This window comes from Chitinimonas prasina, assembly GCF_030160395.1.
In the GTDB taxonomy this organism is placed as follows: Bacteria; Pseudomonadota; Gammaproteobacteria; order Burkholderiales; family Chitinimonadaceae; genus Chitinimonas; species Chitinimonas prasina.
Genome location: NZ_BSOG01000001.1, coordinates 1162258 through 1184185, shown reverse-complemented (window position 1 = coordinate 1184185; position 21928 = coordinate 1162258). Strand labels below are relative to the sequence as shown.

Annotated in this window: 23 protein-coding genes; 6 read left to right on the top strand and 17 right to left on the bottom strand. The window is 62.3% G+C overall.

The features are described from left to right. Positions 1-110 precede the first annotated feature (110 nt). On the bottom strand, positions 111-470 hold the full coding sequence (locus QQK16_RS05475) for an antibiotic biosynthesis monooxygenase family protein (RefSeq protein ID WP_284195418.1): 360 nt from the start codon (positions 468-470) through the stop codon (positions 111-113). A gap of 13 nt (positions 471-483) precedes the next feature. Then, positions 484-1581 carry a hypothetical protein gene (locus QQK16_RS05470; RefSeq protein ID WP_284195417.1) on the bottom strand — a complete coding sequence of 366 codons (1098 nt, stop codon included), beginning with the start codon at positions 1579-1581 and terminating at the stop codon, positions 484-486. Positions 1582-1654: 73 nt separating this feature from the next. Here QQK16_RS05470 and QQK16_RS05465 point away from each other — a divergent pair, with 73 nt between their 5' ends. Next, complete coding sequence (locus QQK16_RS05465) at positions 1655-2338, top strand: ArsR/SmtB family transcription factor (RefSeq protein ID WP_284195416.1); 684 nt, start codon at positions 1655-1657, stop codon at positions 2336-2338. A gap of 168 nt (positions 2339-2506) precedes the next feature. On the opposite strand, the gene QQK16_RS05460 is transcribed toward QQK16_RS05465, so the two are convergent. From QQK16_RS05460 to ruvC, 13 genes are all read right to left on the bottom strand, one after another. After that, a complete protein-coding gene (locus tag QQK16_RS05460; RefSeq protein WP_284195415.1) occupies positions 2507-5878 on the bottom strand; it encodes a M66 family metalloprotease in 3372 nt (1123 codons plus the stop codon). Positions 5879-6299: 421 nt separating this feature from the next. Further along, on the bottom strand, positions 6300-7265 hold the full coding sequence (gene pip, locus QQK16_RS05455) for a prolyl aminopeptidase (protein WP_284195414.1): 966 nt from the start codon (positions 7263-7265) through the stop codon (positions 6300-6302). Between the two features lie 248 nt (positions 7266-7513). After that, the gene (locus QQK16_RS05450; RefSeq protein ID WP_284195413.1) at positions 7514-8275 is read right to left on the bottom strand and encodes a YbgF trimerization domain-containing protein; all 762 of its coding nucleotides are present in this window, start codon (positions 8273-8275) and stop codon (positions 7514-7516) included. An 83-nt stretch (positions 8276-8358) separates the two neighbouring features. Next, positions 8359-8889 (bottom strand): peptidoglycan-associated lipoprotein Pal, encoded by a 531-nt coding sequence (pal, locus tag QQK16_RS05445; protein WP_284195412.1) that lies wholly within the window; start codon positions 8887-8889, stop codon positions 8359-8361. 46 nt (positions 8890-8935) lie between these two features. Then, positions 8936-10249: a Tol-Pal system beta propeller repeat protein TolB gene (gene tolB / locus QQK16_RS05440; RefSeq protein WP_284195411.1), complete on the bottom strand. Its 1314-nt coding sequence runs from the start codon at positions 10247-10249 to the stop codon at positions 8936-8938. Continuing rightward, positions 10236-10742 carry an energy transducer TonB gene (locus QQK16_RS05435; protein WP_284195410.1) on the bottom strand — a complete coding sequence of 169 codons (507 nt, stop codon included), beginning with the start codon at positions 10740-10742 and terminating at the stop codon, positions 10236-10238. Before QQK16_RS05435 ends, tolB begins: the two co-directional genes overlap by 14 nt. Before the next feature lie 8 nt (positions 10743-10750). Beyond that, complete coding sequence (locus tag QQK16_RS05430) at positions 10751-11521, bottom strand: energy transducer TonB (protein WP_284195409.1); 771 nt, start codon at positions 11519-11521, stop codon at positions 10751-10753. After that, entirely contained in the window at positions 11518-11925 is a 408-nt protein-coding gene (gene tolR, locus QQK16_RS05425; protein ID WP_284195408.1) for a protein TolR, read from the bottom strand. Before tolR ends, QQK16_RS05430 begins: the two co-directional genes overlap by 4 nt. 59 nt (positions 11926-11984) lie before the next feature. Continuing rightward, positions 11985-12869, bottom strand: a complete 885-nt coding sequence (locus QQK16_RS05420) for a TraB/GumN family protein (RefSeq protein WP_284195407.1) — start codon at positions 12867-12869, stop codon at positions 11985-11987. Beyond that, positions 12866-13552 carry a protein TolQ gene (gene tolQ, locus QQK16_RS05415; protein WP_284195406.1) on the bottom strand — a complete coding sequence of 229 codons (687 nt, stop codon included), beginning with the start codon at positions 13550-13552 and terminating at the stop codon, positions 12866-12868. The genes QQK16_RS05420 and tolQ overlap by 4 nt, the downstream gene beginning before the upstream one ends. Before the next feature lie 144 nt (positions 13553-13696). Then, a complete protein-coding gene (gene ruvB / locus QQK16_RS05410) occupies positions 13697-14728 on the bottom strand; it encodes a Holliday junction branch migration DNA helicase RuvB (RefSeq protein ID WP_284195405.1) in 1032 nt (343 codons plus the stop codon). Positions 14729-14832: 104 nt separating this feature from the next. After that, positions 14833-15426 (bottom strand): Holliday junction branch migration protein RuvA, encoded by a 594-nt coding sequence (gene ruvA / locus QQK16_RS05405; protein WP_284195404.1) that lies wholly within the window; start codon positions 15424-15426, stop codon positions 14833-14835. 58 nt (positions 15427-15484) lie between these two features. Then, complete coding sequence (gene ruvC, locus QQK16_RS05400) at positions 15485-16003, bottom strand: crossover junction endodeoxyribonuclease RuvC (RefSeq protein WP_284195791.1); 519 nt, start codon at positions 16001-16003, stop codon at positions 15485-15487. 74 nt (positions 16004-16077) lie between these two features. Between ruvC and QQK16_RS05395 the strand changes: the two genes are divergently transcribed. Next, on the top strand, positions 16078-17505 hold the full coding sequence (locus QQK16_RS05395; protein WP_284195403.1) for a PAS domain-containing protein: 1428 nt from the start codon (positions 16078-16080) through the stop codon (positions 17503-17505). Between the two features lie 16 nt (positions 17506-17521). Here the strand turns inward: QQK16_RS05395 and QQK16_RS05390 are convergent, their stop codons facing one another. Continuing rightward, on the bottom strand, positions 17522-18445 hold the full coding sequence (locus QQK16_RS05390) for a hypothetical protein (protein WP_284195402.1): 924 nt from the start codon (positions 18443-18445) through the stop codon (positions 17522-17524). Positions 18446-18791: 346 nt separating this feature from the next. On the opposite strand from QQK16_RS05390, the gene QQK16_RS05385 reads away from it, so the two are divergent. Beyond that, positions 18792-19097 carry a c-type cytochrome gene (locus tag QQK16_RS05385; RefSeq protein ID WP_284195401.1) on the top strand — a complete coding sequence of 102 codons (306 nt, stop codon included), beginning with the start codon at positions 18792-18794 and terminating at the stop codon, positions 19095-19097. Positions 19098-19299: 202 nt separating this feature from the next. Next, positions 19300-19713: an RNA polymerase-binding protein DksA gene (dksA, locus tag QQK16_RS05380; protein ID WP_284195400.1), complete on the top strand. Its 414-nt coding sequence runs from the start codon at positions 19300-19302 to the stop codon at positions 19711-19713. A gap of 166 nt (positions 19714-19879) precedes the next feature. Here the strand turns inward: dksA and QQK16_RS05375 are convergent, their stop codons facing one another. Continuing rightward, positions 19880-20086: a hypothetical protein gene (locus QQK16_RS05375; protein ID WP_284195399.1), complete on the bottom strand. Its 207-nt coding sequence runs from the start codon at positions 20084-20086 to the stop codon at positions 19880-19882. A gap of 136 nt (positions 20087-20222) precedes the next feature. On the opposite strand from QQK16_RS05375, the gene aroG reads away from it, so the two are divergent. Next, a complete protein-coding gene (gene aroG / locus QQK16_RS05370; RefSeq protein WP_284195398.1) occupies positions 20223-21281 on the top strand; it encodes a 3-deoxy-7-phosphoheptulonate synthase AroG in 1059 nt (352 codons plus the stop codon). Between the two features lie 101 nt (positions 21282-21382). Then, positions 21383-21880: a hypothetical protein gene (locus QQK16_RS05365; RefSeq protein WP_284195397.1), complete on the top strand. Its 498-nt coding sequence runs from the start codon at positions 21383-21385 to the stop codon at positions 21878-21880. Positions 21881-21928 lie beyond the last annotated feature (48 nt).

The following is a 21928-nucleotide window of genomic DNA, read 5'->3' as shown; positions in this document are numbered from 1 at the left end:
TGGATTTCATAATAAGATAGGGTGGGGCGGTTTCAAAAAGCCGATGCAACTGTCAGGTTGTTAATAAATTCCATCGGGTTGCACCAAAGCCTCTCTTTGCGCTTTCCAGTTCAGGCACCTGTGTGGGCGTAAGTTGATCGGTGACTATCGGCCGGTGCTTGCTCCCTTTCATTTAGCCCGTAATCACGCATGACCGCTGCTACACATAATCGGTAGTCGGTGAACATATGATTCCGTCCCTTCGCTTGTGCCTCTCTGTGAAGCTCAATATTCCGCCAGCGTTTGACAGCCTCTTCGTCACGCCAAAAAGACAAAGATAGTAATTTAGCCGGGTGGCTCAGGCTCTGAAAGCGCTCTATTGAGATGAAACCGTCTATCTGTTCAAGCAGGGGCCTAAGTTCAGCGGCGATAGCAAGATAGCTGCCTTGTGCACCAGTCGCGGGCACGGCTTCGAATATTACGACTATCATTAGATATCCTGTATTAAAGGAATTCTGGTACACGAGCGTTGAGTGATCTGCGCCAACTTTGTTGGCCCAAGACTTTTTGATCCGCTCCGGATTCCAACAAATATTCGATACCCGCTACTGCAATCGACCGGGCCCAACGGGAGCCTGGGCAGGCATGCTGGCCGTGGCCGAATGCAAAGTTACGCTGAGTCATCTTATCCTTGGCAGGAAGAGCAGTCAGCAGCACATCTCCAGCATGCACTTGGCACCCGGCAATGTTTACGTCTGCTGCGGCAAAGCGCCGTGTGTTCTGAATGGGTGGCGTCACATCAAGCACTGCGTCAACCAAGTCGGCTGCGTTGCTTTGCGACTCGCTCATATTTGCCAACATGAGCGCTTGTCCAATCAGTCCGGCGCAGCCCTCGCAAGCCTGAAACCACAAGCCAACTACATTCGCAATCAATAGCATTTGTACGTCGGGCAACCCAGTTCGTTCAAACTCGGTGACAAGCTGCTGCAACAGTGGGCCTGGAGCATCCAATTGGTCACGGACTCTTTGCTCGAGCTGACTTGCAGCCTGAATCCCTGCCGCGACCTCGACGTCGCTACCCCCTGGTGCGATACATCGGACGCAAGCCAGAACCTCATCAACCAACTCACTCCAGATATCCTGATTAATACCAATCCAATGCGCCAAAACGACGGTCGGAAATGCGTAGTTGAAGCGGGTAATAGCAGCACCGGTCGGCGGGATTGGCAGGGCGAGTACGGGTATCGTGTCAATAGCACTCTGGTAAATTTCCGTCTCACTCACACTACCGAGTGCTGCTTCAAGAGCTGCCTTGAGTGGTCCATGCCTAGGGCCGTCAGTCATTCGTACCAGAGAAGCAAAGATCTTGGCAGCCCCCGTGTTCAGCAATGATGCTGGTACGGGCTCAACCAGAGGGCGCACCTGCAGTTCTGGATGAGATAGGACCTCTTCAATAACATGCGCAGAAGATGCAACCCAACTACGTAACGTCGGATCGAAGAATAGTCCTCGGTCAGCGAGAATTGCATAGTAGCTACAAGGATCATCATGAGTTGCGGCTGCGACCAGGTCGGCGGGCAGAACTGTATTGTGAGCGGGCATCGTATTTCTCATTCAGGATGGCGCGGTAACGATACCCCTACGCTCATAGCCATGCTTCGCTTATCATCGAAACATGGATGATGATTTTCTCGAAAGGCGGCTCGCAGCAGTGGCCGCAGCCGTTGCTGACAAGACACGTGCAACCATGCTGTGCGCCCTGATGGATGGACGTGCCTATACTGCAACTGAACTGAGTGTTATTGCCGATGTGGCGGCCTCGACTGCCAGCAGTCATTTGACGCGTCTGCTTGAACAAAATTTGATCGACTGTGTACCGCAGGGGCGCCATCGCTACTTCCGCATTGCCAGTCGCCAAGTGGCCGAGGCACTAGAAACGCTAATGGGATTGGTGAGCACCAACAAGGCAATGATCCGCAGCAAAACCCCCCAAAACCTACGCTTTGCCCGCACCTGCTATGACCACATGGCTGGAGAACTGGCGGTAGCACTTCATGACAGATTTATCGCTCTTGGGTGGCTACACAGTGACAGTTACAGTTTGAGCGATGACGGTAAGCTGCAATTGAGCAATTTTGGTGTGTATAGCGAGCCTTTGGCCTCTCGTCGTCGCTTTGCCTGTGCTTGTTTAGACTGGAGCGAACGGCAGTCACATCTTGGTGGTCAGCTCGGTGCAGCCTTGTTGCAGGTATTCGAACGGCAGAACTGGGTAATCCGCCAGCTTAATAGCCGTGAGCTGTTGCTGACTTCCGTCGGTCGGAAAGCACTGAGTAGTGTTTACGGCCTGACGATTCACTAGGCGAATGGTTCGATGATCTCGTGGGCATATATACCTATATCCGACGGTTCGATTCGTCATTGAACATTTCGCTTATCTGAGGCCGCGGACCTTCCCCCATCCAGATCCCAGGAATCAGTTTGCATAAAGAGAAACGGCCCCGCAGGGCCGTTTAGTTTTCGTCAGCGCTCAATTCATACGCAAGTCATACAGGCGGGCAATCTGCTCGCTTGGTAGCAGCACCACCGCCGCGCTGGCGCTGACGGGCAGGGGGCTGAACAGTTGGTTGCTGCCGCTGTGCTGGGAGTACAGCACCAGATGATTGGGGCCGGTAGCCAGATCCAGCACCCGCCCGGTGTTGGGGCCGTACTGGATATGGCCGTCTGCCTGCTGTCGCCAGACCTGGCCGGTGGCCGCCAGGCTGCATGGCGCCATGGTCACGGCCTTGGCCCAGCTGCCGTCACTGCTCAGGCAAAGCTCGGGCCGGGCACGGTTGTGGATGGCGCCACGGGCATCGCTGAACCATTGCTGCTCAGGCTCATTGCTGCAGCTGGCGGCGGGGACGGTGACAGGCAGCGGTGGATAGGCTGCTGTGTCGAGCTTGAGGCATTTGCCGCCGTGTATCGTCAGCCGCCCACCCTGGGGGAGCAGACGTTCGCTGCTTTCGGCCAGGCCGGTGCGGCGTAACAGTTCGGCCAGCTGGCGCTTGTGGTCCTGGCTGCCTTGGCCCAGTTCGGTACGATAGCGATTGAGGAAGGCATCGATTTCCTGGGCTGCAGCCCGCTGGGCGGCAATGCGCTCGGCCACTTTGCTGGCACTGGCGCCCAGGCCCTGCAACTGCGTGCCCCAGCCGGCCAGCTTGGCGGCGGCTTCCGCTGGCAACAAGGGGACAGATTGTCCTGCCAGCGCCTGCAGTTGGCCATCCAGCTCGGCCATCTCCTGCTTGCGCAGCACTTCATAGCCGGCCTCCTGCCCCACGATCGCCGGGGCGGGCATGGGGGGCAGGCCGGTAGGAATGGACTGCCGGAACAGCACGGTCTCCTGGCCGGCCTGGCGACAGGTGAGCTTGGCTTCGGTCGGGGTGGCGGCTTCCTCCAGATTGATCTGGAACTGTTTGACACCATCACTGGGGTCAAGACTGACCCGCTGCAGCTTGCCATCACGGTAGCTGATGGCCATCCAGCATTGGCGCGACGCGGCATTCAGATCCGGCTCCGGCAGCTTGAAGACGTTGCCATAGTTGCTGCGGAAAGCCGGATAGATGAGGTTTTGCGCGGCATTGGCCGGGTTGTAGCCGCCCAGCAGGGTAAACACCGGTACGCCCACCTTGCTGGGTGCCAGGTAGTTGAATGCCGGGTTGGCCTGGCGGGTATCGATGTACTTGCCCAGTGCTACGCTCCAGCTCTTGTAGCCGCTGGGGTAGCTAGCATCGGGCACCGGGCGGGCGACATGGCTGGGGTAGCGATAGCGTCCCAGCGTCAGGTGATCCTGTATGCGCAGGGCGCTATAACCGGTGTGATGGGTGTAGCGGGACAACGCGCTCACCACTTCGCCACCCGCCATGGCATCGCGGTTGTAGAGGTAGAGGCCGGCGAAGCTCTGGCCGAAGGGTTTGCCATTGATGTCGGATTTGCCATCGCCATAAGCCCAGCTCCAGTGCAGGTTGGCGCGCATGCGGTCACGATAGGCGATATAACCCCAGCCGCTTTCGCTATGGTGGGAGGCGTGCATCAGCTTCTGGTCGGTGACCGGGTCGGAGAAATCGGCCCCTGGGTAGTGGCCCAGCTCATAGGAGTGCCCCAGCTCATGGCTCAGCTCATTGCCCCAGGAGCTGTAGAGGGTGGCCATGCCATTGCCGCCGCTCAGGCCGTGGCCTTGCACGCCGTTGGCGTACAGGCCCTGGGCATGGTGCAGGGTGCGGCGGTTATACACATGCGGGTTGGATTGATTCATGCGGGCGCTGGCTATGCCGAAGTTCGCCAGATTGATACCGGTGCTGACCTGGGCCTTGGCCACGTTCTCGCGCATGTCTCCGTCGTAGGTACCGCCCTGGTCCTTGCTGGCCGTGGTATAGATTTCCCCGCTCGCCACCATGACCTTGTCTAGCTTCATGGTCTCGTAGTGGGCCAGCGTCAGGCGGGCCAGCGGCACGGTCTGAAAATAGTCGGCTGCCGCCTTGGCCGGTTGCGTCAGCATGTAATGGTCGTCGCTGACCGGGGCATCGGTCAGCATGCCCAGGCGCAGGCTGTGTATCACCATCTCGGCCGGCGCTGCCATCTCGATCTGGTCGGCCTCCAGGGTGCCGTTGCGTCCCTGCTCATCTTCGAACTGCAGCGCCATGCCGGGCTGCACCAGCTCCCAGGGCAGGGTCACTGTCCAGGCTCGCCGCGAGTACAGCACGTCCTCACGTCCTGAATTGTCGGCATAGTCCGAACGCGGTATCAGGTTAGGGTGCTTGAGTGCGTAACTGCCTTTGTCCTGGCCGTTGATTGTCACCCTGACCTTGAGCGACTTGACCTCGCTGGCCGGGCTGACCAGCAGCAGGGCCGCCCGCTGGGCTACCAGCGTTGGCAGATTCAGCGCACGATTGCCCTGGGGCTGTATGGTGTGGCTCTGGCCAAACTGCACCATGGCAGTGAGGCTCCCCTTGAGATCATTGCGCAGGCTGCGCGGTTTACCGCCAGCATCGACATCATGCGCCCCCAGCCTGGGAGTGCTGAGATAGCTGGCCGGATTGGGCTCACTGCCACCCGTGCCCCCGCCGTTCCCTCCGCCGGTGCCGCCACCCGTGCCGCCGCCATCCCCGTCTCCGCCGCCTTCACCCCCGCCGGGCTGGGGCTCGGCCAGTTCGGTGCTGGCGTGCAGGGTCCAGCCCTCGCGGTCGGGTGCAAACAGGGCGCGCACCAGCTTGCCGTCCAGCCGCAGGGCCGGCACCACCAGATTGCCGTCGGCTACCGAATAAAGCGCCGGGCGACTGGTGGTTGTGGCCTCGCCATGATCGAGCAGACGCAGCTTGAGCACGCCGCTCTCGCTGCTGGCCGCGAACACGCCACGCAGTCGCCGCACCGCGCCTTTTTCGCCCAGCGTGGTGACCACATCGGGCAGCAACAGCTTGCCATCCTGAATGGCGATCTCGGCCGGGTTCGGCACCAAGGGCCCGGCCTTGGCGTTGGACAGTACAAATTCTATCGGCTCCACCCCAGCCAGCAGCGCCAGCTCGGCCTCCATCACCTGCATGCCGCTGCCCAGGTCCACCGACAGCGCCGGTATCAGCAGCTTGCCATCATGCAGGTTGAGCACAGCCATGCCGGGGCGGTCGGTGGTCAGCTTGCCCTGCTCCAGCCTGAACCGCATGGGGTCGCTCCCTGGCACCAGTGTCAGCAAGGCATCGTACTGATCCACCCAGCTGCCGGCGCTAACGTTCACCGCCGGCAGGCAGAGCCGGCCGCTCTTGGCATACATCGGTGTCTGGCACTCGAAAGCCATGGCGGGCGCCTGAAATGCGGTAGCAATCAGGGATGCCAGCAGCGCGCGGCGGATAGGGCGTTGCAGGTAAGTCATGGGTGTCCTCGTCGACGCTGGGCGGGGCCGCGATGACAGGTCATCATCGGTACCCAGCCGTAGCGGGAGGATGCAGCTAGTCAATTACCATGCCAACACAACGCAAACCGTGAAAATGCACAAAGCATGGACATCTTCTTGCGCGCATATATCTTACCCATTTGACATATGCCGGCACTAGCTGCCGTGTTTCGTCAGGTAGCTGCCTTCCTGGCGGGCTGCCAAAAGCCTCTCGCCTTGCCCCTGCGACAGGACAAGATGAGAGGCTTGGGATAATGCACCTGCGGTGCAAGGTAAGGCTTACTTCAAGCGATGAATCGCCGTGTACTTGCTGTCTAGCAGCAGATACAGCGATGAAGACGGCCAGGCAAGCTCCCAGGCCTTTAGCGCACGGCCTGGCGAAGTGAGCCGGCCCCGGCCATCAAACGCTGGTCGCCATCCGGGTCTTCATCGCCTCGCAGGCAGCGACCAGGCCACGGGTGATGCCCGGCTCCCAGGCCGAATGGCCGGCATCCTGCACAATGGTCAGTTCCGAGCCAGGCCAGGCCTGGTGCAGCTCCCAGGCCGAGACTGGCGGGCACAGCACGTCGTAGCGCCCTTGCACGGTAATCATGGGCAGATGCTGGATGCGGCCTACCTGAGCCAGCAGGTCGTTTTCGGGCAGGAAGATGCGGTTGACGAAGTAGTGCGCCTCGATGCGGCCCACCCCAAGTGCGACCGTGTCGCTGCCGTAGTTGGCCTGCACCGCTGGATCAGGGAACAGGGTGGCGCATTCACCCTCATAGACGCTCCAGATGCGGGCGGCGGGCATATGCACACTGTGGGCCGGGTCGTTGAGGCGGCGGTGGTAGTTGCCCAGCAGGTCGTCCCGCTCATCATTTGGCAGATAGCTTGCGAAGCGGTCCCAGGCCTCGGGGAAGAACTGCCGCATGCCGCGCATGAACCAGTCTATCTCCCATGGCCGGCACAGAAACACGCCGCGCAGCACAAAGCCCAGGCAACGCTCGGGATGGGCCTCGCCATAGGCCAGTGCCAGGGTGGAGCCCCAGGAACCGCCGAATACCAGCCAGCGCTCCACCCCCAGGGTGGTGCGCAGCTGCTCGATATCGGCAATCAGGTGCTGGGTAGTGTTGTCCTGCAGCTCGCCTAGCGGCGTGGAGCGGCCGGCACCTCGCTGGTCGAAGATGACGATGCGGTAGTAGGCCGGATCAAAGAACTGCCTATGCTTGGCCCCTGCGCCAGCACCAGGCCCGCCGTGCAGGAACAGCACCGGCACCCCGTCGGGGTTCCCTGATTCTTCCCAATACATGGTGTGTCGTGCATCCAGCGGCAGCATGCCATGGCGATGGGGTTCGATGGCCGGGTACAGCTCGGTACGTGCAGTCATGGCAAACAGTCCTTAGGCGCCTGTTATGAACTTAAAAATTGAACAGCGGAAGCTAATTCAAAATGATGGCGAGCGCCAGCGAGGCGCCCGCCACGCTGCGTGCAAGGTGGGCTTCCGTCGCAGTGGTGGGGGTTCAATCAGGGGGCGCCTACAGATTCCGGCTGAGCTGACGTCCGGCACCAGGGTTGCCCTGGCGCCCATGCATTCCGTCACCTTGCACCATGGCAGGCGCTTACTTGAGCAGGCTCTTACAGTTTCTTGAGCTGCTTTTCTGCTTCCTTGGCCGCTTCGGTGCCAGGGTAGCTGGCGGTCAGTTCTTTCAGCGTACGGGCAGCGCCCTTCTTGTCGCCTTTTTCCAGTTGCACGCTGGCGATGGCCCGCAGTGCATCGGGTGACTTGGCATGTTCCGGGTAGGCATCGACCAGCTTGCGCCAGCTGAGCTGGGCCGCCGCTATGCTGCCGGCCTGTGCCTGGGCCATGCCTAGCCAGAACAGGGCATTGGGCGCGACTTGGCTGGTGGCGTATTTGCTGCTGATACTGCCCAAGGCCTCGATGGCAGGCTTGAGCTTGCCTTCGCGGTACTGGTTGTAGGCCGCCTCATAGGCGCTGGCCGCCTCGGCTTCCAGCGCGGCATTCTGCGCTTCGGCACTCGCTGTCAGCGGCTTGTTCTTGCCTTCCTCGATATTGCGCAAGCGGGTATCGAGGTCGACATAGAGGTCCTGCTGGCGCTTCTGCAGACCTTGCAGATTGAAGGTGATCACCTCCAACTGGCCGCGCAGCTGGGCTATCTGCTGGCTCAGCTCACTTAACTGGCCGGTAATCTCAACCAGCTTCTGGCTGCTGCGGCTGTCGAGCTGGTCTACCCGCTCATTCACTGCCGTCAGCTTGGCCTCGGCCTGGTTGCGCACTTCGGCAATCTGCTTGCGGGCTTCGTCGTCATCGAACAGCCCGGCCTGGGCCGGTAGGGCCAGGGCCGACAGCAGGGCTAGGGAAAGAAGCCGCATCTGCATCGTTGTCATCCTGTCATGCAAAACCCCGTGCGGACACGGGGTGGGGAAACAGACGGGGGCTGGCAGGCCAGCCCCCGGGGGGATTACTCGCCGTTGTAGACCATGTCGGCACGACGATTCTCAGCGTAGCTGGCCTCGTCCTTGTCGGTGGCGCGCGGCTTCTCTTCGCCATTGCTGGTGGCTTCGATCTGGCCGTCCTTGGCGCCGACCACGCTCAGGGCCTTGCGCACTGCTTCGGCGCGCTTCTGACCCAGGGCCAGGTTGTATTCACGGCTGCCGCGCTCGTCGGCATTGCCTTCCACCCGCACCGAGCGGCCGGGGTTGGCGGCCAGGTAGCGGCCATGGGCCTCGACCAGGGCTTGCTGGTCGGCACGGACGTCGTACTTGTCGTAGTCGAAATACACGCCACGCTTGGACAGCATGCTGGCTGGGTCATTCAGCGGATCCAGCTTGCTACCCTGGCTGGGCTGCACAGGCTGGGTGCTGGTATTGCTGTTATTGGTGCTAGGCGTAGGCGTCGCATCGGGGGCCTTGTTCTCGACCGGCGCGGGGGTGGTGCTGGCACAGGCGGCAAGCAGGCCAACGAGCGTGAGGCTGGCGAGGGTTTTCTTCATGGCGATCTCCTGGCTGAAATATTTCATCATGTTGTGGTGATAGGGATTATGGGTTTGAGGATAGTCGAGTCACGGCAATTTGCCCGATGTAGGGCCCCCAGGCCGGCTCGCGGGCATCGCCGTTGGCCGACAGGCGCTGGCGGGTCTGGCCATCGCTGGACACCGTGCCCAACGTGCCTCGGTTGCCGGTCTCGCTGGCGTAAAGAATCAGCTTGCCATTGGGGGCAAAGCTCGGCGATTCGTCGTAGCTGCCCTGGCTGAGCGTCAGGCTCTGGCGCGAAGCCAGGTCCATGGAGGCGACCACGAAGCGGCCTTCATCGCGGCGGATATAGGTAAGCGATTTGCCATCGGGCGAGAAGGCCGGCGAGACGTTGTAGCTGCTGTCGAAGGTCAGGCGCTGCGGCTCGCCGCCGCCTACCGGCACGGTGTAGATCTGTGGGCTGCCGCCCCGGTCCGAGGTAAAGGCGATGGTGCGGCCATCGGGCGAGAAGGTGGGCTCGGTATCGATGGCGCTGCTACGGGTCAGCCGGCGGGGCGAACCGCTGCCGCTGGCATCCACCAGATAGATCTGGGAAATACCGTCGATGGTCAGGGTCACCGCCAGGGTGCCGCCATCGGGGGAGAAGGCCGGGGCGCTGTTGCTGCCCTTGAAGGCGGCGACCGGGCGACGGGCGCCGCTCAGCAGATCCTGCACGAAGACGATGGCCTTCTTGCGCTCGAAGCTGACATAGGCCAGTTTGCTGCCGTCCATGGACCATACCGGCGACATGATGGGCTCGTTTGAGGCCATCACCGTCTGGGTATTGTGGCCATCGGCATCGGCCACCTGCAGCGAGTAGCGTTTGCCTTGCTTGAGCACATAGGCAATGCGAGTGGCAAACACGCCGCGCTCTCCGGTCAGCGCCTCATAGATCTGGTCGGCCAGCTGGTGGGCCACGCCGCGCAGCTCGCTGGCTCGGGCCCTTACCTCAAAGCCGGCGATCGGCTTCTGGGTCACGGTATCGTGCAGCCGCAGCCGTATCACGGCGCTGCCGTCGGCAGCCAGTTGCACCGTGCCGCTACTCAGGGCATCGGCGCCACGGGCTTTCCAGTCGGCCAGTTCGGCCGCCACCGGCGATTCGACCGGCGGGGTGGTGCCGGTCTCTACCAGCTTGAAGCGGCCACTGCCCGCCAGGTCGGCGCGGATGATGGCGGTCAGCGGCTCCTTCAGCACGGCCTCGCCGGACAGGGTGCCGATGGCAACCGGGAACTGGCGTGTACCGGTGCCGGTCACGTCTATGGTGATATCGGCCCGGCTGCTCAGGGCGCAACAGGCCAGCAGCAGGGTGGCAAGGTAGCGTAGTGGATTAGCGCAGGTCATTGAGTCGATATTTGATCTTGTGGGTCATGAACAGGGAAAACTCCAGCCCCTCGGGCAGGGGCGGGTAGCTGCCCGCTTTTTGTATGGCACGTTGCACCGCCTGGTCAAAAGCCTTGTTGCCACTGGAGCTGACGCGGCGTACGGCCTGGATGCGCATGTCGGGCTGCAGGGTGACTTCGAACAGGGCATCGGGGTTGCCGGTCTTGCCTTTGTAGACCATCTTGCTGCGTATCAGGCGACGTACTTTGTCCACATACTGCGCCAGCAGCTCATCGCGCGATGGTGTGGCCACCACTGGTGCCGGCGCTGGGCTGACCACAGGGGCGGGCGCCTCGACCGGCGGGGGGGCGCTGGGCTTGGCACAGCCCGCCAACCCTAGGCCCAGCAAGGTGGCTGCCAGTACGCCGCACCGGCTCAGGCGTGCGCGCCTGGGGTGGGGTAGGCAATGCGCTGCCGTAGTCGTGCTACTGGCGGAAAACGTAGGCAGGTTCATAACGGGGACTAGGCATCACGCAGACGGAATTTCAGCTTGTGTTTGCGCAGGCTGGAGAAATCAACTCCGGCCGGCAGGGTTGGGTACTGGCTGGTACGCAGAATGGCGCGTTTGGCCGCTTCATCGAAAGCCGCATTGCCACTGGATTTGCTCAGTTCTGCGCTCAGCACCGACATATCCGGCAGTAAGGTGACACTGAACTCGGCCTCCGGGTTCCCCGCCTGATCGTCGGGGTAGTTCATATTGCGGCGTATCAGATTACGTACGCGGGCGTAGTAGGCTTCCATGGCACTGGCCTTCGCGCCGGCTTCGGCCGCCTGCTGGCGGGCTGCCAGAGCGTTGAGCGAGACACTGGCGTCCACCGGTGGTTTGTCGAGCTTACCGGCCAGTTCCTGCAGCACCTTGTTGGGTTTCTTCTCCGGCTTGGGCTCCACCTTCCTGGGCTCGACCACGGGTTTGGGCGGTTCGGGTTTGGGTTCAGGCTTGGGCTTTTCCGGTTTTTTCCGCGGTTTGGCAGGCTCCAGCTGTATGTCGGGCTTGGCCGGGGTAGGTTCCGGCTCGGGTTCGGGCGCCGCCTCCCTGGGTTTGGGCTGTGGCTTGGTTTGCGGTTCTCGCACGGCTTCCTGCGCACCGGCCCACAGCTCTACCTCGACTGGTGCGGCAGGCTGGGTTTGCCATTGCACGCCAAAGTAGAGCAGGGCGGCGATCACGCCGTGCATGGTGACGGCCAGTACAAACGAGAGGGCGCGATGCTCTTCGCGCGGGTCCGATCTGCTCATCGTTCCGGCATGACCTCCAGGCCCACTCGCTCGACGCCGCTCTTCTTCAAGGCGTTCATCACCTTAATGATAGCGTCATATCGCACTTCTTTGTCACCTCTGATCAATACCGGTCGCGCCTGCGCCACGGTTCTGGCCTTCACCGCAGCGATCAGGTCGTCGGTGGTGGCCAGCTTGTCGGACTTGCCCGCATCTTCCAGCGTCATCAATTCGTCACGGCTGACCTCCACCCGCAGAGGCTTGACGTCCAAGGCGCGGTCGGCCTTGTCCACCGAGGGCAGATTGACCACGCCAGGCTGCATCATGGGGGTGGCCACCATGAAGATGACCAGCAATACCAGCATCACGTCGATATAGGGCACGACGTTGATTTCAGCCTTGGCGCGGCGTTGTCGTCTGGCCATATGTACACCTTCTTCCCGACCACCTGCCCTGGCTGCTCATGCGCCCGGGCGGTGGTAGCTCAATATTGTTTGATACGGAAACCGCGGGTCTTCAGCAGTTCCAGCACACTGTCGTCGCCGGCCAGGTGGCCGGCACCCACCACCACCAGCGGCGGGCGGGCGGCGGCCATGCTGGCAATCTTGTCGGCCATGGTGCGGTTGCGCTGGCCCAGCAGCTTGTCGTTCAGGCGGCGACTCAGCGGGTCGTTGGGCATGGCGTCATCGATCACCCGGCGCAGGGCATTGGCGTCGCCACGCTGCCAGGCCGCCATGGTGGATTCCAGCATGGGCTTGAGCTGCTGCTTGTTGATGGGCTCCAGGGTGCTGAGCAGGAAATTCAGGCTTTCTTCCTGCGTCAGGCTGTCGAAAAGCTCGAACTGGGCCTTGACCGATTCCAGCTCCAGCACCTTCTTGCGATCGCTACGGGCGCGCTGCAGAAAGTGCATGTCTATGCCGTTCTGGGGCTGAAAGCCCAGGCGCTGCATCTCCAGCACTCCCAGGGTCAGCGCCAGCAGCCAAGGCTTCATCCGGTCTGCCGCTACGCGTGGCAGGTTGACGCGGGCCAGGGCCTGGTTGAGTTGGCGGTTCTGCGCCGGGCTCAGCATGCTGCCCAGGCTTTGCTCGGCCGGCAGCATGGCCATGGCGGTCAGCGGCACGAATGCCACCGGGTCGCTGATATCGGCCTCCACCGCCAGGGTGTCGGCCTCCTTGTAGGCCGCCTCAATGGCAGCGGGCAGGGGGTAGAGATCGGCGCGGCCCAGGTGGATGGAGCCCAGCAGCCAGATACGCTGGCCATCGCGCTCCGCTTCCCACAGGAATACCTTGGCCTGTGCCGCCAGCGAACTGGCCGCCAGTATCAGCAGCAGGGCCAGGCGCAGCAGGGTTTGCGGCAGTTGGTGCGTCATTTGGTGGCCTGCCGTTGCAGGATATTGCTGAACTCTTCGATAAAGCTGTCGAAGCGGTTGGCCAGGCGGTCTACATCATGCGAGAAGCGGTTGTAGGCCACCACGGCCGGAATGGCGGCAAACAGGCCAATGGCCGTGGCCACCAGCGCCTCGGCAATGCCTGGGGCCACGTGCGACAGGGTGGCCTGGCCCACATTGGCCAAGCCTCGGAAGGCATTCATGATGCCCCAGACGGTACCCAGCAGGCCCACATAGGGAGAGATGGAGCCCACGGTGGCAAGGAAGTTGGTGTGGGCGTCCAGCCTGTCCACCTCGCGCTGGCAGGCGGCCTTCATGGCGCGGCGGGTGCCTTCCATCAGGGCGCCCATATCGTGGCCGTTCTGCCGGCGCAGCTTGAGGAACTCGGCAAAGCCGGCCTCGAAGATCTTTTCCATGCCGGCGCTGTTGTTGTCGCGGCTGACCTGCTGGTACAGGGTGTTGAGATCCGAACCGCCCCAGAAGGACGTCTCGAAGCTGTCGGTCTTGCTGGCGGCATTACGCAGGCCAAACCATTTGACGAAGATATGCCACCACGACAGCAGGGACATCAGCAGCAGTATCGCCATCACGATCTGCACCACTATGCTGGCGTTGCCTATCAGGCTGAAGATGGACAATTCATCGGTGGTGAGGGTGGCTTCCAAGCTCGGGTTCCTTCTTTACGGGACGATCAGCGGCGTGCGAGCCGCGGAGTATGCTAATGGTTAACTGAGCGCAAGCTGAACGGCAGCTTAAAACCGCGACCCACTGCCGCCCGGCAGCGCGGGGAGGCATGGCGTGTCGAAGATCTATTGGCCGGCCGGCTTGAGCCCGAAGTGTTCATAGGCCAGCAGGGTGGCCATGCGGCCACGCGGTGTGCGTTGCAACAGACCCTGCTGGATCAGGTACGGTTCCAGCACATCTTCTATGGTATCGGCTGCTTCGCCTATGGCGGCGGCCACATTGTCCAATCCTACCGGCCCGCCACCAAACTTCTCAATCACGGCAGACAGCAGCTTGCGGTCCATCACATCAAGGCCGGCATGGTCCACATCCAGCATGGACAGTGCGGCGTCTGCCACCGTGCGGCTGACGCGGCCATCGTGCTTGACCTCGGCAAAGTCGCGCACTCGCCGCAGCAAGCGGTTGGCAATACGGGGGGTGCCGCGCGAGCGGCGTGCCACCTCGTAAGCGCCTTCGTCATCAATCTCCATGTTCAGCAGGCTGGCAGAGCGATTGACGATACGGGTCAGTTCGGCCGGGGTATAGAACTCCAGCCGCGCCACAATGCCGAAACGGTCGCGCAGCGGATTGGTCAGCATGCCGGCGCGGGTGGTGGCGCCCACCAGAGTGAAGGGTGGCAGGTCCAGCTTGACCGATCGGGCGGCCGGGCCCTCGCCTATCATGATGTCGAGCTGGAAATCCTCCAGTGCCGGGTAGAGGATTTCCTCCACCACCGGGCTAAGCCGGTGAATTTCGTCGATGAACAGCACATCATGCGGTTCCAGATTGGTCAGCATGGCCGCCAAGTCGCCAGCCCGTTCCAATACCGGGCCGGAGGTCTGGCGTAGGTTGACGCCCAGCTCCCGAGCGATGATGTTGGCCAGGGTGGTCTTGCCCAAGCCGGGTGGGCCGAACAGCAGCACATGGTCCAACGCCTCGGCCCGCCGCTTGGCGGCCTCGATGAAGATCTCCAGCTGGCCGCGGGCTTTCTCCTGGCCTACGTATTCGTCCAGCAGCTTGGGCCGTAGGGCGCGCTCCAGCGCTTCCTCCTGGCTGGACTGCCGCACCGGGGTGACGATGCGCTCGGGTGCACTGCTGAGATTGTCGGACTGGATCATGGCCGCCGTACTTTATTCCATGGTAATAGAGAACGATCGTACACTAACTGGCCTGGCGGGATAATCCCTGGCGAGGGCAATCGGCATATTTACCGTCTGCCGCATCAGACCTTGGCCAGCGACTTCAGCGCCTGTCGAATGCCATCGTTGACGCTGACATCTTCGGGCAGCGCCTTGATGGCGGTATTGGCCTCTTTCTCGTTGTATCCCAGCGCCAGCAGTGCGTTCACCACATCATCGCGGGTGCTGGCAGGCGGTGCAAACAGGCCGCTGGCGTGCGCCTGCAGCGCCGTGGTGCCGGCCAGCTTGCCGCGCAGTTCCAGTATCAGCCGCTCGGCTGTCTTCTTGCCTATGCCGGGCACCTTGGCCAGGCGGCCGGCATCTTCGCGTTCCACTGTGGCGGCTAACTCATCCGCCGTCATGCCCGAGAGCACGGCCAGGGCAATCTTGGGGCCGATGCCACTGACCTTGATCAACTGCCGGAAAGTCTCGCGCTCGGCCCGGCTGGCAAAGCCGAACAGCAGCTGGGCATCCTCGCGCACCACGAAGTGGGTGTAGAGCGAGGCGGGTTCGCCTGCATGCGGCAAGACATAGAGGGTGGACATGGGCACATCCACCTCGTAACCCACGCCGCCGACATCCAGCAGCACTTGCGGGGGGTGTTTTTCCAATAGCTTGCCGGTGAGTTTGCCTATCATGCTGGGGCTTTCCGTGGGGTTGGTGCGGGAGGGGGCCGCGAGTCATCAGGGGAGGGCATCAGATACTGACCCAGCGGCCACGCCGCGACTTCATGCCGATATTGGCGAGGCCGCCGGTGGCGTGGTTGGCGTGCGCCAGGGCGCAGGCCAGGGCGTCGGCGGCATCCGACTGGGGTTCGCCGCTGAGGCTGAGCAGCCGTTGCACCATATGGCTGACCTGCTCCTTGGCAGCATGGCCGTTGCCGACCACGGCTTGCTTTACCTGCAGGGCGGTGTATTCGGCTACCGGCAGGTTGGCCAGTACCAAGGCCGAGATGGCGGCGCCACGGGCCTGCCCCAGCAGCAGGGTGGATTGAGGATTCACATTGACGAACACCTGCTCAATGGCGGATTGTTGCGGCTGATAGCGCTGGCAGACCTCGCTGATGCCTTCCAGCAGTACCTTGAGCCGTGCCGGCAGGCTGCCCTCGCCGCTGCGTATGCAGCCGCTGGCCACGTAGACGCGTGTCTGGCCCACAGCGTCGATGACGCCAAAGCCGGTGGTACGCAGTCCGGGATCTATGCCAAGTATACGGATGGGAGTGTCCTTGCAGGTTGCAGTGCTATGCTGGCAATTATATCGTCCGCCCCCCACAAATTCGGTTTGATATCGTGCTCGTTCGGAAATACTTTCCCAGCAACCCCAGCCTGAATGCGGAAGCCATGATAGATGGCTACAAGCAGGGGGGGGCGATCCTGTCTGGTTTGAAGGTGGTGGCCTTTGCCATGACGCTGAGCCGCGATGCCCTGCTGTACCTGTCGCAGTCGGCCACCGATCTATACGGCGAGCAGGTTAACCTGCTGGCCCAGCACCCCAATTTCTGGTTGGAAGCCATCCACCCCGAAGACCAGCCGGCAGTGTGGCTGGGCATGGACAAGCTGCGCGAGAGCGGCAGCAATGAAGTCGAGTTCACCTACCGTCTGATGGCCAGTGATGGCGATACCTGCTGGGTACTGCACCGTTGCCGGGTAGCCACCAACGAGGCAGGCGTGCCGGTGCGCATCGACTGCCTGGTCACCCCCTGCAAGCCGCCTGCGGTGCTGCAGGCGGTGCCGCACGAGATAGGCAATGCAGTTTTCGTGGCGGCCGGCGACCCCTTGCTGGTGCGCGACGCACAGACCCTGGACATACTCGATGCCAATGCCGCCACCCTGGCCATGCTGCGGTGCAGCCGGGGAGAGCTGCTACGGCAGAGGCTGGTGGACTTCTCGGCCACCACCGAGGGCTACGACGCCCGCGCCGAGGCCGCCTATCTGGATGCCGTCCGCCATGGCAGGCCACAGCGCTACGACTGGCTGCTGGCCCCGCGCGAGGGGCCAGCCTGCTGGGTGGAGGCCATGACCACCAGCCTGCGCCACGCCGGGCGTGACTGCCTGCTGACCATCATGCGCGATACCGATCACCGGCATCGCGAGCGGGAGCGCCACACTCTGGCCAGCGAGGTGGTGGAGCGCAGCCGCGAGGTGATTGCCTGGGCAGACCCGGCTGGGCAGCTGCAGAATCTCAATGCCGCCGGCCGTGAATGGCTGGGGATCGGTATTGAGGGGCTGCACGGGCTGTTCATGACCGACCTGCTGCCGCCCTGGGCACAGCCGCACTTCCTGCACACCTGCCTGCCGCTGGCGACCAAGGATGGCGCCTGGCGGGGCGAGATGGCCTTGGTGAGCCGTGATGGCCGCAACCTGCCGGTGATGCTGACCATGCTGGCGCACAAGCAGGGCGGCGCCCTCAAGGGTTACAGCCTGATCGCCCAGGATATCGCACCGTGGAAGCTCAAGGAGCAACGCTTCAAGCGTGACAAGGAAGAGCTGGAGAGCGACAAGCTGCTGAAGGAAAAGCTGCTGGAGAATGTCAGCGCCGGGCTGATGCCCTCGCTGGATCAACTGCGCCAGATTGTGCAGATACTGGAACGCAATCCGGCCGATGCCGAGCGGGCGCTGCCGCATCTGAAGCGTGCCGTCGAACAGGCACGCAGACTGGTGGATGCTACCTCTGAATTTCTCAAGGCCGGCGCCCAGCGGGACTTGCCGCCGCGCTGAACGCACGTCGGGCGGCCTAGCCCCCGGCCGGTTCCTCGGCCGTCATGGCGTTATCACCGCGTGAGAAGGTCCACGAGCGGGTGATGGACAGAATGTCGGCAGGCGCGCCCTGGCGATCCAGTATGCCGCGCGGCAAGCCTGGGAACGGAGCAGAACGGGCCAGGATGCGGGCAGCTGCTTTCTGCAGGGCCGGATCATTGTTGCAGGTGCGGCAGTTGTCGAAGGTGACATTGCGCAGGCTGCCGTCGCGGTTGATCTCCACCGTCACCAACAGGCGGCCGTACAGGCGCTTACCCCCAGCACTGGTGGGGAAGTTCTCGTTGCCCACTCGTTCCACTACCGTACGCCAGTCATCCACGTAACGGGCCTCGGCCACCGCCTTGGAGCGGCCGGCCACGTAGGCCATGCGGGGGCGCGACTGGTAGGCAGCGATCTCGCGGGCGATCTCGCCTTCGCGGCGGGCGATCTCGCTGGCCTGCTTGTTCAGTGCCTCGGTTTCCTGCTTGCTGGTGGACGGCACCGGGCTGGGGCGCAATACCGCCTCGGCGCTCAGACTATGTGCCATCTGGGCCTGCGCCAGCAATTTGCGCAGGCGTTCTTCCTGTTCCTGCTGCTGGCGGGTGGCATGCACCAACTCATTGCTGGGCTGCAACACCTGCTGGGCCGGCAAGGGCGTCTTGATGCGGCGATTGGCCTCATCGGTATTGCCGCCGCCATCCAGGTTGGCCTGCGCCAACACATCGGCCTTGGCCGGTGCATTCTTGGAGCGTGCATTGACCAGCACGATCTCCAAGGGCGCGCGGTTGAACAGCGTACGCGGATCGGGCGGAGTGAAATGGACCAGGCCGATTACAACAACATGGGCCAGCAGGGAGAACCCCACTGTCATGGAGAACAGTCGGTTATCGGGCTGATCAGGATTCAGGGTATCAACATGCATCGGGAATAGTTTACTGGCCGGTCAAGCTGCGCGGCAGTGTAGCACAGCATATTCCACTGTCCTGAGAGCCTGTGATGAACGCAGGCCATAGCTGGGTGATAACGGGCAGTGCAGGCACCAGGGCAAGCCTGGCGTTGGACGTTGGCGCTGCCTGTGCCATCGGTGTTCTCCCTGGTCTGCCGCAACGCTGGCTAGCCTCCGCGATCTGCCTCAATTGCATCGTGTTGCGCAGGGGGCTAAGATCATTGACCAAGTCAGACCAAAAACAACAGGTCGCCCTGGAAACAGCGGGCCTGGATAGTTGTCATACCGTATTGCAGGACGAACACCTCGTCAGGAGACATTGATGAAACTGCTGCTCGCCGCCCTTGTGGCCGGCACTGCCCTGGCCGCCCAGGCTGCTCCCGATGGCGCCACCATTGCCGCCAAGAACAACTGCATGGCCTGCCATCAGGTGGCCACCAAGGTCGTCGGCCCCTCCTACAAAGATGTGGCCGCCAAGTACCGTGGTGACAAGGCTGCCGAAGCCAAGCTGATCGCCAAGATCAAGAAGGGTGGCGTAGGCGTGTGGGGGCAGATACCGATGCCGCCGCAACAGATCGCCGACGCCGATCTGAAGGTGATCGTGAAGTGGGTGTTGAGCCAGAAATAACGTAGCAAAGCCGGCCCTGGTCGGCTTTGTGTCTTTACAGGGACAGCATCGTGGCCTGTTTAACCGCAATATTCACGGTCCTGTTCCGATGATGATGGTTGCAAGGCGCCTGACACCCCGTTAAGCTCGCGCCCCGCAACTTTGGAGCATCGCCGCCTAACCTGGGCGGTGTGTCCGTCAACCAGCGTGGAGAAGCACCACCATGGCCAAGAAACTGACCGAGGAAGATATCCTCAACTGGCAGGGCGACGATTATATGAACGAGGATCACCTCGCGTTCTTCCGTCAACGCCTGCTCGATATGAAGGCCGAGTTGCTCGCCAATGCCACTGCCACCAGCCAGCACCTGCAAGAGCAGGAAGCGACACCTGATCCGGCTGACCGCGCCACCCTCGAAGAGGAATACGCGCTGGAGCTGCGTACGCGTGACCGTGAGCGCAAGCTGCTGCTGAAAATCGAATCCACCGTGAAGAAGATTGACGATGGCGATTACGGCTACTGTGACGATACCGGCGAACCGATAGGCCTGGCTCGACTACTGGCCCGTCCTACCGCGTCGTTGACGGTAGAGGCGCAGGAGCGGCGTGAACGGCTCAAGAAGCAATACGCCGACTGAGCCCGCAACAGCCCAAGACGAAACCGCCGCTTGAAACCGGCGGTTTTGTTTTTTAGAGCGGCTAACAAAACCCTTCTGGCGTTGCTGTGCGAGCTTGCCGTAGCTAAGTACTGCCGTCGCTCGCACGCCTAACCAGAAACGCTACGCTGGGTTTTGGTAGCCGCACTTAGCTCAGCTTGCGCACTGCAGTCCGGCGCATCGCATACAGGGCCAGCGAGGCAAGCAGGAATAGGCCAGCCTGCAAGGTCAGGCGCCAGGCTATCTCGGGGCGGCCGTCACCACCGTACTGCCACCAGCGCCACAGGGTGCCGATCAGGCTGTAGCCGGCCAGCAAGGCCACGCCAGCCAGCAGCCATGCAAGTAGCCTGCTCAAGCAAGGTCGATGGATCTTCAAGGTCGGCTCCCGTATATGCGTGGCCGCTATCGTGGCCATCGAACAAAGTTATTTGCGCCGCAGCAGGGCTGTCGATAACCTAGGCAGTCCCCGAATCCAACCGCAAGCGCCCGCCATGCTGTTCCAAACCGACGACGTACGCATCAAGGAAATCAAGGAATTGCTCCCGCCCATCGCGGCACTGGAAAAGTACCCGGTGACCGAGGTGGCGACGACCACGACCTTCCAGGCCCGCCAGGCCATACACCGCATCCTGACTGGCGAGGATGATCGCCTGCTGGTGGTAGTGGGCCCCTGCTCGATACACGACCCGGAGGCCGCGCTTGATTATGGCCGACGCCTGCTGGCGATCCACGAGGAACTGGCCCGCGATCTGTTGATTGTCATGCGTGTCTACTTCGAGAAGCCGCGTACCACGGTGGGCTGGAAGGGCCTGATCAACGACCCGCACCTGGATGGCAGCTTCGATATCAACAACGGCCTGCGCATTGCCCGCAAGTTGTTGCTGGATCTGAACGATATGGGGGTGCCGGCCTCTACCGAATTCCTCGACATGATCACGCCGCAGTATTTTGCCGACCTGATCAGCTGGGGCGCTATCGGTGCCCGCACCACCGAGTCGCAGGTTCACCGCGAACTGGCATCGGGCCTGAGCTGCCCGGTGGGCTTCAAGAACGGTACGGACGGCAATCTCAAGATCGCCATCGACGCTATCCGCTCGGCCAGTGTGCCGCACCATTTCCTGTCGGTGACCAAGTTCGGCCATTCCGCCATCGTCGCCACCGGCGGCAATCCGGATTGCCACGTTATCCTGCGTGGCGGCAAGACCCCCAACTACTCGGCCGAGCATGTCGCGGGCGCCGTCAACGACCTGGCGGCAGCCGGCCTGCCGGAAAAAGTCATGGTGGACTTCAGCCATGCCAACAGCAGCAAGGATTACCGCAAGCAGATCACGGTAGCCGACGATGTGGCCGGCCAGATAGCCGCTGGCAATCACGCGGTGTTTGGCGTGATGATAGAAAGCCACATCAATGAAGGCCGCCAGGATCTGGTGGAAGGCCAGCAGTTGAAATACGGCTGCAGCATTACCGATGCCTGCCTGGGTTGGGACGACAGCGTGGCCGTGCTGAAGAAGCTGGCTGGTGCCGTCAGCGAGCGTCGCAACAAGCGCTGATACCGGCCCCTGCCCAAAGGCAAAAACGCCGCTCCCAGCGGCGTTTTTTTATGGGCGGCAGCGTGCTAGCCTTAGGCCCAATTTCTAAAAGGTTCGCTACCATGCCCTCCACCACCCATCTGGTTTGCGCCCCCGACGATCTTGGCACCCCCACGGTCGTGACCGAATGGCTGGTGGCCATAGGCGCCGATATTCCGGCCGATACCCCGCTGGTGCGCTTGGCCGTGGCCGGCGAGACCCATATGGTGCTGACACCCATGGCCGGCGTGTTGATCGAGCACTGCGTAGCCATAGGCGAGCCGCTGGCGCCCAATGACCTGCTGGCCATGATAGAAGCCGAGGAACCCTCCTTCGGTATCAGTCTGCTGCCGGCCGACGATATGGACGACAACCTGTCGGTGCCGGCCTGCCGCCTGGGCCGCGCTTTGCCGCCCGTCAGCAACTACGACGACGATGCCCTGCTGCTGTGTGCCGAGCTGGGCGTGGCGCCCGATGAGGTGATCTGCAGCGGCGATAGCCTGAGCCGACAGGATGTGGTGTGCCATGTCCGCAGGCAGTTGCGCACCCTGGCCAGCGTCCGGCAGTTGCTGGGCGAATAGCTGCTTCTAGCCCGGTCTGCAAGCAGCCTGCCCGTGGCACAAGTGGCC

Coding starts and splice junctions, on each gene's coding strand:
- QQK16_RS05475 (WP_284195418.1), bottom strand. CDS start 470: ATGATAGTCGTAATATTCGAAGCCGTGCCCGCGACTGGTGCACAAGGC.
- QQK16_RS05470 (WP_284195417.1), bottom strand. CDS start 1,581: ATGCCCGCTCACAATACAGTTCTGCCCGCCGACCTGGTCGCAGCCGCA.
- QQK16_RS05465 (WP_284195416.1), top strand. CDS start 1,655: ATGGATGATGATTTTCTCGAAAGGCGGCTCGCAGCAGTGGCCGCAGCC.
- QQK16_RS05460 (WP_284195415.1), bottom strand. CDS start 5,878: ATGACTTACCTGCAACGCCCTATCCGCCGCGCGCTGCTGGCATCCCTG.
- pip (WP_284195414.1), bottom strand. CDS start 7,265: ATGACTGCACGTACCGAGCTGTACCCGGCCATCGAACCCCATCGCCAT.
- QQK16_RS05450 (WP_284195413.1), bottom strand. CDS start 8,275: ATGCAGATGCGGCTTCTTTCCCTAGCCCTGCTGTCGGCCCTGGCCCTA.
- pal (WP_284195412.1), bottom strand. CDS start 8,889: ATGAAGAAAACCCTCGCCAGCCTCACGCTCGTTGGCCTGCTTGCCGCC.
- tolB (WP_284195411.1), bottom strand. CDS start 10,249: ATGACCTGCGCTAATCCACTACGCTACCTTGCCACCCTGCTGCTGGCC.
- QQK16_RS05435 (WP_284195410.1), bottom strand. CDS start 10,742: ATGAACCTGCCTACGTTTTCCGCCAGTAGCACGACTACGGCAGCGCAT.
- QQK16_RS05430 (WP_284195409.1), bottom strand. CDS start 11,521: ATGAGCAGATCGGACCCGCGCGAAGAGCATCGCGCCCTCTCGTTTGTA.
- tolR (WP_284195408.1), bottom strand. CDS start 11,925: ATGGCCAGACGACAACGCCGCGCCAAGGCTGAAATCAACGTCGTGCCC.
- QQK16_RS05420 (WP_284195407.1), bottom strand. CDS start 12,869: ATGACGCACCAACTGCCGCAAACCCTGCTGCGCCTGGCCCTGCTGCTG.
- ruvB (WP_284195405.1), bottom strand. CDS start 14,728: ATGATCCAGTCCGACAATCTCAGCAGTGCACCCGAGCGCATCGTCACC.
- ruvA (WP_284195404.1), bottom strand. CDS start 15,426: ATGATAGGCAAACTCACCGGCAAGCTATTGGAAAAACACCCCCCGCAA.
- QQK16_RS05390 (WP_284195402.1), bottom strand. CDS start 18,445: ATGCATGTTGATACCCTGAATCCTGATCAGCCCGATAACCGACTGTTC.
- QQK16_RS05385 (WP_284195401.1), top strand. CDS start 18,792: ATGAAACTGCTGCTCGCCGCCCTTGTGGCCGGCACTGCCCTGGCCGCC.
- dksA (WP_284195400.1), top strand. CDS start 19,300: ATGGCCAAGAAACTGACCGAGGAAGATATCCTCAACTGGCAGGGCGAC.
- aroG (WP_284195398.1), top strand. CDS start 20,223: ATGCTGTTCCAAACCGACGACGTACGCATCAAGGAAATCAAGGAATTG.
- QQK16_RS05365 (WP_284195397.1), top strand. CDS start 21,383: ATGCCCTCCACCACCCATCTGGTTTGCGCCCCCGACGATCTTGGCACC.